Annotated in this window: 12 protein-coding genes; 4 read left to right on the forward strand and 8 right to left on the reverse strand. The window is 44.1% G+C overall.

The features are described 5' to 3' along the window. Window positions 1-262: 262 nt before the first annotated feature. Complete coding sequence (nlpI, locus tag VER99_RS06690) at window positions 263-1,204, forward strand: lipoprotein NlpI (protein ID WP_020333177.1); 942 nt, start codon at window positions 263-265, stop codon at window positions 1,202-1,204. 85 nt (window positions 1,205-1,289) lie between these two features. On the opposite strand, the gene VER99_RS06695 is transcribed toward nlpI, so the two are convergent. The 8 genes from VER99_RS06695 to hcaE all read right to left on the reverse strand — a co-directional run bounded on the left by VER99_RS06695 (window position 1,290) and on the right by hcaE (window position 9,549). Beyond that, window positions 1,290-1,631, reverse strand: coding sequence for a DUF3316 domain-containing protein (locus tag VER99_RS06695; RefSeq protein ID WP_014231685.1), 342 nt, complete (start codon window positions 1,629-1,631; stop codon window positions 1,290-1,292). A 510-nt stretch (window positions 1,632-2,141) separates the two neighbouring features. Further along, window positions 2,142-3,743 (reverse strand): malate dehydrogenase (quinone), encoded by a 1,602-nt coding sequence (mqo, locus tag VER99_RS06700; RefSeq protein ID WP_020333178.1) that lies wholly within the window; start codon window positions 3,741-3,743, stop codon window positions 2,142-2,144. 440 nt (window positions 3,744-4,183) lie between these two features. After that, window positions 4,184-5,140, reverse strand: coding sequence for a homocysteine S-methyltransferase family protein (locus VER99_RS06705; RefSeq protein ID WP_020333179.1), 957 nt, complete (start codon window positions 5,138-5,140; stop codon window positions 4,184-4,186). 194 nt (window positions 5,141-5,334) lie between these two features. Next, window positions 5,335-6,540: a 3-phenylpropionate/cinnamic acid dioxygenase ferredoxin--NAD(+) reductase subunit gene (gene hcaD / locus VER99_RS06710; RefSeq protein ID WP_020333180.1), complete on the reverse strand. Its 1,206-nt coding sequence runs from the start codon at window positions 6,538-6,540 to the stop codon at window positions 5,335-5,337. Between the two features lie 9 nt (window positions 6,541-6,549). After that, window positions 6,550-7,362: a 3-phenylpropionate-dihydrodiol/cinnamic acid-dihydrodiol dehydrogenase gene (gene hcaB / locus VER99_RS06715; protein ID WP_020333181.1), complete on the reverse strand. Its 813-nt coding sequence runs from the start codon at window positions 7,360-7,362 to the stop codon at window positions 6,550-6,552. After that, a complete protein-coding gene (gene hcaC / locus VER99_RS06720; RefSeq protein ID WP_020333182.1) occupies window positions 7,359-7,676 on the reverse strand; it encodes a 3-phenylpropionate/cinnamic acid dioxygenase ferredoxin subunit in 318 nt (105 codons plus the stop codon). Before hcaC ends, hcaB begins: the two co-directional genes overlap by 4 nt. Further along, window positions 7,676-8,194 carry a 3-phenylpropionate/cinnamic acid dioxygenase subunit beta gene (gene hcaF / locus VER99_RS06725; RefSeq protein WP_020333183.1) on the reverse strand — a complete coding sequence of 173 codons (519 nt, stop codon included), beginning with the start codon at window positions 8,192-8,194 and terminating at the stop codon, window positions 7,676-7,678. Before hcaF ends, hcaC begins: the two co-directional genes overlap by 1 nt. Then, the gene (gene hcaE / locus VER99_RS06730; protein WP_020333184.1) at window positions 8,191-9,549 is read right to left on the reverse strand and encodes a 3-phenylpropionate/cinnamic acid dioxygenase subunit alpha; all 1,359 of its coding nucleotides are present in this window, start codon (window positions 9,547-9,549) and stop codon (window positions 8,191-8,193) included. Before hcaE ends, hcaF begins: the two co-directional genes overlap by 4 nt. A 136-nt stretch (window positions 9,550-9,685) precedes the next feature. Here hcaE and hcaR point away from each other — a divergent pair, with 136 nt between their 5' ends. The 3 genes from hcaR (at window position 9,686) to VER99_RS06745 (ending at window position 13,899) form a co-directional block, all read left to right on the forward strand. Next, complete coding sequence (hcaR, locus tag VER99_RS06735; RefSeq protein WP_020333185.1) at window positions 9,686-10,579, forward strand: DNA-binding transcriptional regulator HcaR; 894 nt, start codon at window positions 9,686-9,688, stop codon at window positions 10,577-10,579. Between the two features lie 277 nt (window positions 10,580-10,856). Continuing rightward, on the forward strand, window positions 10,857-12,239 hold the full coding sequence (locus VER99_RS06740; protein WP_014231694.1) for an ATP-binding protein: 1,383 nt from the start codon (window positions 10,857-10,859) through the stop codon (window positions 12,237-12,239). A gap of 82 nt (window positions 12,240-12,321) precedes the next feature. After that, window positions 12,322-13,899, forward strand: coding sequence for an eCIS core domain-containing protein (locus VER99_RS06745; protein WP_020333186.1), 1,578 nt, complete (start codon window positions 12,322-12,324; stop codon window positions 13,897-13,899). Window positions 13,900-13,901 lie beyond the last annotated feature (2 nt).

The raw sequence follows: 13,901 nt of genomic DNA on the forward strand, positions 1-13,901 counted from the left end.
TCTTATGCTCCCTTGCGAGTAGCACTTGATGGCTTGACGAAATAATGATTAGCCAATTTGAGTGGAGAGCTATGCATTTCGATATCACGCAAATAGACAGTAAGGAAAAGACATTTAAGTAAAGTGATCACTAGCTAGATCAGTAACAATGAGATCCTTATTGAGTATTTGGTTAATAGTTGGCAATTTGATTATTTTTTGTGCTATAAAGGTGCTCGAATGACTCCCAAGCTGATTCAGGGAGTAGAATTGGAGTAAAGATATGGTTAAATGGTATAAGTTTTATAGTCTAGGTGCGCTGATTGTTTTGACAGGATGTAACCCTGTTGAGCAAGACATTTCACAAGAAAGCTCAACCCGAAATGAAAAACAATTAGTTTATCCAGCTATGGCTGTACCGTTGCAACCGAATGCAATGGCAGAGGCTAATATTGCAAAACTAAATCATCTCCTGACAGATAAAGAACTCGACGATGAGGCTCGTGCAGAAATCTATTTAAAACGAGGTCTCTATTATGATGAGATTGGGTTAAGAGATTTGGCGAGTACAGACTATGCCAAGTCGCTGGAGATCAACCCTCAACAACCTGATATCTACAATCTGCTTGGGATGTACTACACCCAACTGAGTCAGTTTGATGCTGCCTATGACGCATTTTATTCATCTCTTGAATTGGATCCGAGTAATAAGCAGGCTATCTACAACCGTGCAATTGCACTTTATTATGGTGGAAGACCAGAACTTGCACTGGAAGACATGAAAACTTTCCATGAGGACAACCCGAATGATCCTTTCCGTGCTATCTGGTTATACATTATAGAATCGGACGTTGATAAAACTGCAGCAACGGCAAAGTTACAAGAGAGTTATAAAAACCGCACCGATGAGTGGGGTTGGGTGTTAGCCGGTATACTGCTAAACGAAATAACTGAAGAAAATGCTGTTAAACTGGTTACTAATAGCACAACAGATAATAAAGTGATGGCACAGCGACTTACCGAAGCTTATTTTTATTTAGGTAAGTATTATATGGAACATGGCGATATGAGCCGAGCGCTATCAGTGTACAAGTTAGCCATATCTTTGAACGTATGCAGTTATAATGAGCATAGCTATGCATATTTAGAGTTAGAACGTATTTCAAAAGATTTTAAAGCAGCGAAAGAAGCGGGTAATACAGAAAAATTTGTTAGTTTAAACTAAATACCATCTGCATATACCTAAATAGAAAAGGCGAACAACTCCATGAGTCGTTCGCCTTTTATAAATTCATTTCAAAACCTGTCGTTTAGCGACCGTCTTCATTAACTCTGTAGTTGAAATCAACGTCAACAATGGCACGATACTCAACAGTACCTCGAGATACTGGGACTTCCTCAACCCTCACTTGAGCACTTTCTACATTCATACTATGTCCGACAACGCTTTGACCAGTAGGATTCAGTTTCCAACGTAACTGGTTGTCATTTGCGCTCGCTAGTGAATCGTACATATTGAAACCAGCATTGATCGCTTCTTCTTTACTAGCAAATGTATCTGAGTATAGTTTTTTGTTGTTTTGAACCATCCGTTCACCAGCGGTAGCGGTAAACGCAAAAAACATACATAAGATTGTAATTAACGCTTTCATAACAGTACCTTATAATGAACAGGATATTAGGCACACACAAAGACTAAGTTCCAATTCATTTGTTCTTGATGTCATCCCGATAGTCATCTTTGTCACAATCTTGCAAGCTTTCTGCTATCTGAAAATGAAAAAACGGCTATCTGAAAATGAAAAATCAGCTTCGACTTGTATGGGTGTACTCTCAAAAACAGAGAACCCATACATAAAAAGTAGCACTAATTTGACCTCGATCAAGTTTTGAAAGTTATTAGTTGAGTGTTTTGTCATTAACAAATATAGCGACAGGTGGCTATATTTATTCTTATGTTCTTAGTGATTGCTTTTTAGTCGTTCAATGAGCCCACAAGAGCATTTGGGTTTGAACTGAGAATTGCAGGAATTTATGTCAGATTCAGGCTTTTCCTTACCTTTCATGCATTTGAAGAACAAAAATACCGCCCTTGACGGGCGGTATTTTAGTTATGGAAGTTGAGTAGAATAGGGGAATAAAACGTTGAAAACCGCAGGAGATTAAGCCCTGCAGGCATAAACTGGTTCGTTTTGCTCCACTATGCTTTCTTTACTCGAGCGAACCTCAAGTAAGTCCTGCTCTAAGTGCAGTATTTCACTCGTTGTACGTAAAATTTCCTGATTCAATTGAGGGTGTTCGATTAATGGCAACCCATATGATGGAATCATTTCTTTAATTTTATGCTTCCACTTATCCGAAGCCATCTCGTTACTGAAACAACGTTCAAGTAATTGAAGCATTATCGAAGTCGAAACAGATGCTCCTGGTGATGCGCCTAATAAGGCGGTGAGGCTACCATCTTCAGCGTGAACAAGTTCGGATCCGAGGTGTAATTCACCACCTTTACCTGGCACATGCTTTATGATTTGGACGCGCTGACCTGCTTGTACCAAAGACCAATCCTTGATGTCTGCCGACGGGAAAAATTCGCGCAGTGCATTCATTCGGTCTTCATTGCTCTGTGTTAGCTGGCCGATAAGGTATTTGATAAGATCAAAGCTCTTCATCCCTACTTGTGTCATTGGCAGTAAGTTTGATGGGCGTACGGAATTAAACAAGTCTAATAAAGAACCATTTTTCAGGAACTTACTTGAGAAGGTTGCAAATGGGCCGAATAGAACCACTTCTTTTCCATCTATGACTCGGGTATCCATATGTGGCACCGACATGGGTGGGGCACCGACGGGGGCTTTGCCATATACTTTGGCTTTGTGGGCTTTAATGATGTCAGGTTTTTCGGTCACTAGGAATTGACCACCAACAGGAAAACCACCATAGCTTTTGGCTGCTTTTATTCCTGATTTTTGCAGGAGCGTAAGGGATGCGCCTCCTGCGCCTATAAATACATATTTCGTATGAACAGTACGGGTTTTGTTGCTACTAAAATCCTTCACTTTTAATTTCCAGGTACCATCAGGCTGGTGTTTCAGTGAACGGACTTCGTGTTGCAAGTTGAGTTTGAAGTTGTGATTTGTTCCCAGGGCGTCAACCATGTGATGTGTCAAAGCGCCAAAGTTCACATCAGTACCAAAACGAGAACGGGTGGCCGCAACAGGCTGGCTTGGATCGCGGTTTTCCATCAGTAATGGAGCCCAAGAGCGGATCTGTTGTTCATCTTCTGAATAAACCATGCCATCAAAAAGAGGAATAGTTCGAAGCAATTTGAAGCGTTTACGCAGAAACTCGACATTGTTTTCGCCAGTGACGAAGCTCATATGAGGAGCACTTTTGATAAAGCTACCCGGGTTACTAATTGTGCCTTCCTTTACCAGATAGGACCAAAACTGACGAGACAATTGAAATTGTTCATAAATATCAACAGCTTTACCTATCGTGACCTGGCCGTTCGGCATCTCTGGCGTATAATTAGATTCCGCAAGAGAGGCATGCCCCGTTCCGGCGTTATTCCATGCGTTGGAACTTTCTTGAGCGACATCATCAAGGCGCTCAAACATTTCTATTGTCCAGTTGGGCTCTAGTTGTTGGATGAATGTACCGAGCGTCCCGCTCATGATACCTCCTCCGATTAAGACAATATCAACCATTTTTTCTCTGTCAGAACTGAGCTGGTTTAATTCATTTATACCAGTTGCGTTGTTCATTGGGGTGTAATCTCTCTCTAAAATAACAAGTAGTCGAAAGCGAGGGATACGTTATTGTCTTCAAAAGTATTATTTTTTTATTTTTTATAGTTATTTACGATTGTTAAAATCGCTTGGGTCGATCAGGTTGTTAAGTGCCTCCTGATTGAGCTCTTTTTAAACGTTTACGGATAAATACAGCCCATAGATAAGTGATCGAGAATAATAGGGGCACCGACTGTACCACGTCGGGTGATGAGATCGCCACCGTTGTGATGCTTGGGAAATGAAAAATTTTGTGAACTAGCGGCAATGTTGCGGGGGCGCTATCTATAGGCTTGATTGATCACTTCTGGAGTCACGTGGTTGTCTTTGGTTAGCATTATCACTTTTCTCTTAGTAAACAAAAACAAAGCCCATTTGTTAGAGAGCTTTGTTGTAAGTTCAAACCGAAAAGTAAGCTAATCTTCTTTGGTTTTAGCCGCGATGACCTGTTTGGCTATCTCGTCCAAGTGGTTATCCCAGGTTCCGCAACAGCCACCCCAAATGTCCATGTGCGGGTATCGTTTAGCCAGGTCGCCACATTGCTCGCCCAGTTCTACGGGATCGCCATCCTCGAGATGTCCAAGCTTACACAGCGCGAGTTTTTCCATCTTGGACGCGTTTGGTCGAACGCCTCTGATTCGATGTATCCAGTCACTATTCTCAATCGCAGGTTCATATTCCACTGGATGAGAGCAGTTGATTAAATAAAATTCGACTGCGTTGTCTGTTTCTCTATCAATCGTTTTTATTGCCTCGGCTAAGCTGGGGCCTGAATTGAGTTTCGAACTACTATCTAATGTCAGTGAAATGGCAAGAGGCACACCGATTTTCTGAGCTGCTCGGACAACACCGATTGATTCAGGGATGTTATTGAAGGTGATGGCCAACGCTAAATCGACATCCGCTTTTTTCAAGGTCTCTAACTGAACAGAGTGATAGTCTTCGGCTTCATTCTCCGTGATCTTGTGATTGGTGGAATAGGCGTCGCCTCGTGGTCCGATTAAACCTTGGAACAGAACTTCCGGAATATCTGTGGCGTACTCTTTTGCGACCTCACGAAGAAACTCGATGCATTGAATATTGGCGTCAGCGAGACTTTGTGCAGAGTAGCCCAATAGCGCTCCCCAGTCAGGACTGGCGCGGTAGTCGAGCCCACCCATAAGTGCACAGACCTTATGTTTCGCCGCGACGTCCAGATAACTTCGGAACATCTCTCTCATCTTTTCAACCGCAGCGGGGTTATCGAGTAGGGGGGACATGGCAAACTGGGGTAAATCAAAACCGTACTTATACATCAGTTCCGTTTCCGTCCCTCCCTCGGTTAGATAAAGTCGTCCATCTTGTTGAGTAGGAAAAGATTTTTGCCTGGCCATGTTGAAACCTCCATCTTGTTTAGATGAGAAATGTTCTTTGAAGTTTAGAAACAGTTAGTCATTAATGGCAATTATAATGATGGAATTGTTAATAGGATTCTTAATGAGGTGTTGTCAGTGGTCTGACTCGTTTGGTTAGGAACACAAAAAGTAGCCGAGTGTGGCTCGGCTACTTTGTCTTGGCAGAGGAGAGGTCATTTTAACAGGCTTTTTAGTGCCACAGTCTCATCAGTTATGGACGGTATCTCGACAACTTTACCTGAATCGATCAACTTTCTTAGTACACGGATTTCGCGACCTTGATTTAAAGTGATGGCGCCTTTTACCTGATTGTCTACTACGTTAAACCAGATTGCTTTGTGAGTTGATACATCACCACGGATTATCCAGTGCTCACCGTGAATATCACCCACAAACTGCAGATTAAGATCGTATTGATCGGTCCAGAACCAGCCCGCACCAGGTTGACTAAAAGGTTGCTCCAGCATTGCCGAGGTTGCGATATCGGCTTGTTGGTTGGCATTTTCCCAAGTTTCTTTGCGTACCAGTTGACCTTGCGCATTTTTACAAAGGGTGACGTCTCCAGCGGCAAAGATATTTGGGTTGGATGTCTGACATTGGTTATTCACGATAATGCCGTTGTGTGTTTCCAGACCAGCTTGTTGAGCGAGCTGATCGTTTGGTTCAATACCTATGCCGTATACTACTCGATCGCCTTTGATTTGCTGGCCGTCCTGCAGCGTAAGGGTGACGTCACTAGCGGATTCGGCTAACTCAATTTGGGCATTGAAGTAAAACTTCACGCCACGATTTTGGTGATAATCTAGCAGATATTCTTGTACCGGCTTAGGTGTGTTGCGTCCCATCAATACCGGAGCGGCTTCAATTACGGTCACTTCACATCCGCTTTGGCGTGCGCTGGCGGCAACTTCCAGACCAATAGTTCCGGCACCGACAACGATGATACGCTCCTGATTTTGCAGATGAGGCCTCAAAGTTTGAGCATTTCGATGATGACGTAAAGTCAACGCTCTCTCTCCGAGTTCATCTAATAACGGAAAACGGCGAGCACAAGCTCCGGTAGTGATTAGCAACTTATCAAAGTCTATAAACGTATCATTCTCTAGGCACAGTCGGTGCTGTTGCGGTTCAATGGCTTTTACCGTGCATTGCTGCATTATGTTGACTTTATTTTGCTGCCACCAGTCGCTTGGCAGGATAAACTGCAACTGGGGGTCGTCATCTAATAGTGCCGCTTTTGACAAAGGTGGACGCTCATAGGGCATAACGGTTTCATCACAAATTAGTGTGAGACGTCCATCAAAGCCTTTTTGGCGTAAATAGGCGGCAGCCATCGCTCCCGCCTGGCCGCCACCTATGATTACAAAGTGTTTTTCCATGGATTCTCCTTACAGATCGAGACCTGCTGCAACGTGACGGATACCACGAATACCAAGACCAGCATCGGCATTGATCATCACACCTGTCAGCGTTCGGTTATTGCGTCGCGACGCTAGCATCACGTATGGTCCGGTAAAATCTTGGGTTTCTGGCATAGACTGAAGCGGTAGAATTGCTGCTACTTTTTCGGGGGTTAGTGAATCCATAATCGCGCAGTCTTGCTGATTGAGTGATTTAGGACCACGAAGATCCGTCGCCATACCACAAGGTCCAACGCCGTTAACACGCACTTTTGGTGCTAGCTCGTAAGCCAGTTGACGGATTAGACCGACCGCAGCATGTTTACTGGCCGTGTAAAGTGGACCTCCACCACCCGGATACCAGGCGGCGTTGGACAGGGTAAAAATCATGCTGCCGTGACTTTCAATCAAAGCTGGTGCAGCGGCCTTGGCTCCCAGAATGTAGCCAAGCACGTTAACACCAAGCAATTCGCTAAACCCTTGTTTTAAATTCTCAGCCGGAGTTTTAACCAGCGATGCATTGTGATCCCAGATACCAGCATTGCCAATAAAGCAGTCCAATTTACCAAACTCAGTTAGGGCTGCGTCTACAACACGCTGGTTATCTTCCACTGATGTTACATCACCCTGAACGGCGACAATTCGGTCACCAAACTGGTGCTTAAGAGAGGCTATTTTGTCTGCAGAGATGTCGAGCGTGGCAATGTTTGCACCTTCTTCAATAAAGCGCTCTATTAGTGCCAGCCCGAGTCCGGAACCACCCCCGGTAATTAAGACGACATTGTCTTGTAAATCACTCATGACGCCTCCGGTAAATCAATGTAGACGGTGCCGTCCTCAACACTGACCGGGTAGGTGGCAATGGCATCGGTGGCGGGAAGGCAAAGTGCTTTCCCCGTTTTTAGACAAAAACTGGCGGCATGTAGCGGGCATTCCACTGTCGCATCATCTTCCAAGTAGCCTTCAGACATAGAGGCGTTACCATGACTGCAACGATCATTCATCGCATAAAATTCGTCGCCAACATGAAACAGTGCGATAACTGGGTCAGCATCAATCCGGAGAGCCTCACCTTCCGGTAACTCTTCAACGAGGCAAGCTTTAATTCGGTTCATCAGAAAAGCACACTAAGGTTATGAGAATTGATAGTCGCTTGGTCGAGAACAATCTCTCGTTTTAACAAGCTCCAGTTGTTGTCGGTATTGGTTTGTTTCACCAAGTCAAAACGAGTGCCGACATAGAAGGTTTCATCGCGTTCTTTTTGTGCGCGATACAGTATGTAATTGACTCTCGCGGCAAAAACACCCGGTAGTTCAGTTTCTTCCACCTGACAGTTGGTAATTAAGTGGCGAGTTCTTGAAGGTGGTTCTTCCGCCCATGCCATACCGGTTTCCAGACGGGCAATGCGTCGTTCAAGCTGTGACTTGGTATCATTAAAAATCCATGTCGTCGGTGGCTGCTTGCCTTTGCGACGATCACGGGTTTGAGCATTCACAGTAGTGCGCATCGTATAAGCCAGCTCGTCGTCCAGCAGTTCTAGCCAATCGCGGAACTTCCAGTCATCGAGTAATGTGGCTTCATGAAATAAGAACTGACTGATTTCGTGATGAATTTGAAGAGATACTGGTTTCATTTCAAAACCTCCTGTTGAAAAGCATCAGTCTTGGTTTGAATTTCATCCCAGCTTTCACTCGTTAGCAGGTCTGCCCAGCGCTGATACATGCCGCGTGCCGCTGTTTCTGAGAAGATATAGTTGGTGATACCTGGAACACCATCTTCACGCTGTTTTTCTTGACCAAGTCCCATTTCAAGACACAAAGTGCTATTTCGAGCTCGGTGACCTTTAAGTAATTTCTGAATTTCGCACCAGTTTTCTGAATCATCCTGTTCAAGGAAACCAGCAGGACCAAATGCGCGAGTGGCACTGTTTTCGAATGCGGCTTTTACTTCATCAGAGGCCGTTTTGTCAGTGATACAAAATGCCCATACTTCTACCTGATCAGGGCCTTTTGGATGCCAGACACGCAGCGTAGCTGTACCATTTAGCCATGATAAAGTCGGGAAGATGTTGTTGTGACCAGCTAAGCGTAATGCACGGACTTCTCCAAGACGTTGTTTAGCTTCTTCGTAGGTATCTCGGTAATAACGGGCTACTTCGCCATCTACCCATACGTTTGCATCCGGATTTTCTGTAAAGAAGAAGCCGCTGCCATGCCCATCTTGTCCAAACTGAACAGCATCTTTGGCTGTTTCCCAGACTGGTCGGGCAGTCTGATCTGCACCAAGTTTTCTGTCGGAGTCATCATTGGCACCTAACACCTGCACCGCAGAGGCGTGCGAGAAGAGTGCATGATATTGATCACTGGCAAATTGCTCAGCTGGGAATTTCCAATTACAGTTGATCACCCATTTCTGGACACCACCTACGATTTCGGTTCCACCCTCGCGGCGATCTAATACACCATCCAAATACCAGGCGATATCCCCTAAATATTCTTTTAGATCCGGAGCACTGGTATCCCAGTTAGCGAAAATCAATCCCTTGTAACTTTCGACACAAGGTACTTCATTCAGGCCCCACTGTGATTTGCACAGACCTTGGGGATAAGCACGTGGTTCGAGCGGTACATCGATCAGGTTACCGTCGATACCGTATGACCAGCCATGATAAGGGCAGGTGAAAGCGCGAGTATTTCCGCAGTCACCATTGCTGACGCGCATAGCGCGGTGACGACACTGATTAAGGAAAGCTTTGATGCTGCCATCTTTTTGGCGTACAACAACTACAGCGTCTTCCCCCATGTAAGTGTTAAAAAAATCACCGGGTTTAGGAATTTGGCTTTCGTGGGCTAAAAATAGCCAGCATCGACCAAAAATTCTTTCTAATTCAAGTTGATATATATCAGGATCTGTATAAATACTTGGGGTGACACGGCCATTTGTGCTATCGATCAGACTGTAGATGTCCAGTTTTGAGTGTGTGGTCATATTATTGATATCCTCGGGTTACAGAGTTATTGACCTTATTTGTAGAGTCCCTAATCATGTTGCAGATTGGTAGGGAAAGTGTGAAATAGTTAATTTGTATTAAGTAATCGTTTTCACCTATAAATAGGATAAAACCATGGAATTAAGGCACTTACGTTATTTTGTTGCTGTTGCGAAAGAGTTAAATTTTACTCGGGCTGCGGCGAAGTTACATACATCACAGCCATCGTTGAGTAGTCAGATAAAGGATTTGGAAGAGTGCGTGGGCGTGCCGTTGCTAATGCGTAATCGAAGAAAAGTGACGATCACTGCAGCGGGGGAGTTATTTCTTAAGGAAGCTATTTCGATATTGGAGATGGCTGAAAACGCCAAGATTAAAGCAAGACAGGCAATGTTAAACGATAAATCAATAACGATTGGTTTTGTGCCTTCAGCAGAAGTTAACGTATTACCTGAAGTGCTCCCGTTACTACGACTTGAAAATCCGGATATGCAAATAGAGTTGAGTAGTGTCATCACCACGGAGCAGGAATCCCAAATACTCGACGGTCAGCTTGATGTAGGCTTCATGCGTAACCCTGTTATTAGCCCATTTGTAGAACGTATGGTTGTGTTTAGTGAGCCGCTAATCGTGATGTTGCCCGTATCGCACCCTCTGGTTTCGCACTCTGAGATTAGTCCGTCGATGCTCAATGGGCAGGATTTTATTGCCACAGATCCGCTTTATTCAGGGGCCTTGTCGCCAATGGTTAAGGATTATCTTAATTCCACAGAATGCCAACCAAATATTGTACAGACGTCGACTAATATCTTGGTTACGATGAATTTGGTTGGGATGGGATTAGGGCTTACTATATGCCCGGGTTATATGGAAAAATTTAATCCAGGTAATGTGGTTTTTCGCCCATTACAAGGAGAAGCACCACGTTTTGATCTTATTATGGCGTGGAATAAAGATAATCAAAATCCAGCTTTGCAGGAACTGGTTTCAATTGTGAAGTCAAAATTTAATGAGCCGAGAATTAATTAATTCCGTTTATTGAAATAAATATCTCTTGTTTTAATTTAATAACGGATAGCCAAATCGAAGATTATTTTTTGCCATACCCGATTATTTCTAGTGGGATATATTTTTTCATGTCTTGCATTAAGCGATCTTTCTTGGGTAATAACTTGACCAGTTAAGAATCCAAATTGGTATGAGTCGAGCAAGTACGCGTATCATACGTTACCAATACCCCAGCTTTGCCTATACTTTTACAGACTGGTTGAATGAGCAATGAGTTGTGTATGGTGGAGATGGCTAAATGGCGTTAATCGATAGCGATTACTATGGTGATAACCCAAACAATACAACGGCTAATATGGTAGCACTGTATCGGGAAGTGGACTGGCTAACCAATGTTATTAGCCAAGTTATCTGTAGCTATCTAAAACAAGACGGACATGAGCAGCATTGGATTGATATTCCTCCACCAGATACAGCACCCGGTAGCAGTTTGTATGCTGACATGCTCATTGACTGGGAGTTAAACGTTTTTGAACGACTCGCATTAGCCTTGGCAATGGCGCCTTCAATCCGTCCCGATGCACTGGATTTCTTTTTTGGTCTTAACGGGATGATTGATCGTCCATTCACCGAGTTTGGTGGCGTCGCTGATCGAACATTCAGCGGTTTCGTACCTACGGGCCAAACGCTCAATTTTTTAATCAGTGCCAATAACCCTGAATGGCGTGTCCATACGATGTCTATTCTCTCTTCCCAACATAAGCTGATGGCAGAGCAAGTCACAGAGCTGCTCTCTGTTGAGTCAGGAATCCCAAGTTTAGCAGGTGTCTACCGTTTGAATGACCACTGGCTAAATTATTTCATTACGGGTGAGCAGCATCGGCCAGAGTTAAGTACGAGCTTTCCCGCACATCCGTTAGATACGCCGCTAGAATGGTCGGAATTGGTGTTGGAGCATAACGTAATGAGCCAGATTGACGAGATCCGCGCCTGGCTCGCCCACGGCAATACTCTGATGCAAGACTGGCAACTGGCGAAAAAAGTAAAACCCGGCTATCGAGCTGTGTTTTCTGGGCCACCCGGTACAGGGAAAACACTGACGGCTGCATTGCTTGGTAAGTCTACTGGCAGAGACGTGTATCGGGTCGATTTGTCGATGGTGGTTTCAAAGTACATAGGGGAAACCGAGAAAAATTTGTCGCGCGTATTCGACGCTGCCAGTTACAAAGAGTGGATACTGTTTTTTGATGAAGGCGATGCTCTGTTTGGCAAACGGACTGAAGCCAGTTCTTCAAATGATCGCCATGCTAACCAGCTTACGGGATACTTATTACAAAAGATTGAGGACTTTCCCGGAACGGTGATTGTTGCGACCAATTTGAAAAGCAATATGGACGAGGCTTTTACTCGTCGATTCCAAAATATGGTGCATTTCACCATCCCCGGCCCAGAGGAGCGCTTGCAGCTGTGGAAAAATGCCTTCCACAATGTATGTGATCTTGCTGATGACGTTGACTTAAACAGCATAGCTAGTGATTACCAGATGGCTGGTGGGCAAATTATTAATGTCCTTCGGCAATGCGCTCTAACAGCAATACGTCGAAACGAACGAATTGTATATCAACAAGATATTATCTCGGGCATTCGGAATGAGTTCAAAAAAGACAACAAACTGGTCTAAATTGGTGTTTGCGCTTTATTGCATAATGCACGTTCGATCCTAGACTCAATGTAAGCTAGAGCAACGTTTGAGGATAACCAAAGTGTTTTCTGAGCTTAAAAAACAGTCTACTTCACAGTCCAAAGAATCTGTCCAACGTAAATCCGGTCAAGCAAGCGCGCAAGTCTTGGAAGATAACCGTGAATCTAATGCTATTCAGCGTCAACCGAACCGCACAGGCCTACCGGACAACTTAAAGTCTGGTATGGAACGCCTTAGCGGCCAGAGTCTTGACCATGTCAAAGTGCACTATAACTCCAGCAAGCCGGCAGCCGTTCAGGCTCACGCGTATGCGCAGGGCAGCGATATCCACCTTGCATCCGGACAGGAAAAACACTTACCTCACGAATTGGGACACGTCGTTCAGCAAATGGAAGGTCGCGTTAAGCCAACGACTTCTGTCGGAGGAATGGCAGTAAACGATAACCCATCTTTGGAAAATGAAGCGACAGAGATGGGGAATAGGGCTTTGAAAAAAAAGGGAATCGAACTAACCCCTAAAACTACCCCTGAAACTACAGATAGCCAATTCATCATCCCTTTGGCACAAAGGAAGCAGGAAAGTATGGACTCTTGCAACAGCAAAAGTCCTACAAAAATAATGCAATTAGCAATGCCTCAGGTTAATAGGCTACTAAATCGATATATAGAAATTACTGGAGATAGCTCCCCAGCAAAACAAGGATCATATAGTCGTTGGAGTCAACTAGAGAACCTAAATGATGGAACAACGTTTACATCTGGCCAATTCAATAAGCTAAAGATGGCAATGAACGATTTCGATAGCATGGGTAATAGAACAAAATTTAAAGATCGTTCTGGAGGCTCTGTGGTTGCAGCAAATGAAATCGATCCAAATATTCCTTCAGAGAGAATAAATCAGATTTATGATGGTGTTAAAAGTGGCCCCAATGCTTCAGGGCCGCACTATGAAGTACTCAAGTTACTTAAATTGAGAATTCTAAAAAATTTAGGTAACAATACTCTGATCCAATTCTGGAAAGGCGCTCACATTGTATTCAAAGATAACGGTTCCGTTTATAAACAGTTACTCCAGAAAGGAGGAGCTATCGCCGCGCGTAAAGAAGACGGAAGTATTAAGACAAAGACTGAATTCGCAGGAATGACATCTACCAATTATTTTGGTTTTGGTTCCAGTACACATGAACAAAGAAGAGGGAGCATGATGGCAAGGCGTCCTGGAGCTGAGTTTAAAGAAACGAGCCATTACCCTGAAACGGTGGGTGGACCACCACAGTACGGGATAGATATGCCAGAAGCTATTGGAGGTCATTTACTGTTTGGTTTGACTCCGGATGGAGATACTTTCGTCCAGACCGAAGGGGCTGGTTTCCAAAATTTTGATCAGGGTTTTACGCAGCATCTTAAAGGGTTTGCAACAGTAAAAGGTGCAATGCAGGCACCCGTCCCAACGTTAAAATATACTGGCGGATGGTTTCCTTCAGTACCAAGACCTGGTTTAACTTGGAAAGGTTCTCCAAAAGGTACTCAGACTGGAATCGCTGGATATAGTAGTCATAGTGAAGCTGAGGGCGTTCACTCGGAGATTAGAGAGCACGACAATGGAAACTTTGATGACTTCTTAGCGAAGATTGTTTAAGT

Origin of the sequence: Vibrio natriegens NBRC 15636 = ATCC 14048 = DSM 759 (assembly GCF_035621455.1) — a bacterium.
Taxonomy (GTDB): Bacteria; Pseudomonadota; Gammaproteobacteria; order Enterobacterales; family Vibrionaceae; genus Vibrio; species Vibrio natriegens.

Excerpts from the sequence above, each read along its gene's own strand:
- VER99_RS06695 (WP_014231685.1), bottom strand. The coding sequence starts at position 1,631 with ATGAAAGCGTTAATTACAATCTTATGTATGTTTTTTGCGTTTACCGCT.
- nlpI (WP_020333177.1), top strand. The coding sequence starts at position 263 with ATGGTTAAATGGTATAAGTTTTATAGTCTAGGTGCGCTGATTGTTTTG.
- hcaR (WP_020333185.1), top strand. The coding sequence starts at position 9,686 with ATGGAATTAAGGCACTTACGTTATTTTGTTGCTGTTGCGAAAGAGTTA.
- mqo (WP_020333178.1), bottom strand. The coding sequence starts at position 3,743 with ATGAACAACGCAACTGGTATAAATGAATTAAACCAGCTCAGTTCTGAC.
- hcaD (WP_020333180.1), bottom strand. The coding sequence starts at position 6,540 with ATGGAAAAACACTTTGTAATCATAGGTGGCGGCCAGGCGGGAGCGATG.
- hcaB (WP_020333181.1), bottom strand. The coding sequence starts at position 7,362 with ATGAGTGATTTACAAGACAATGTCGTCTTAATTACCGGGGGTGGTTCC.
- hcaC (WP_020333182.1), bottom strand. The coding sequence starts at position 7,676 with ATGAACCGAATTAAAGCTTGCCTCGTTGAAGAGTTACCGGAAGGTGAG.
- hcaE (WP_020333184.1), bottom strand. The coding sequence starts at position 9,549 with ATGACCACACACTCAAAACTGGACATCTACAGTCTGATCGATAGCACA.
- hcaF (WP_020333183.1), bottom strand. The coding sequence starts at position 8,194 with ATGAAACCAGTATCTCTTCAAATTCATCACGAAATCAGTCAGTTCTTA.
- VER99_RS06740 (WP_014231694.1), top strand. The coding sequence starts at position 10,857 with ATGGCGTTAATCGATAGCGATTACTATGGTGATAACCCAAACAATACA.
- VER99_RS06705 (WP_020333179.1), bottom strand. The coding sequence starts at position 5,140 with ATGGCCAGGCAAAAATCTTTTCCTACTCAACAAGATGGACGACTTTAT.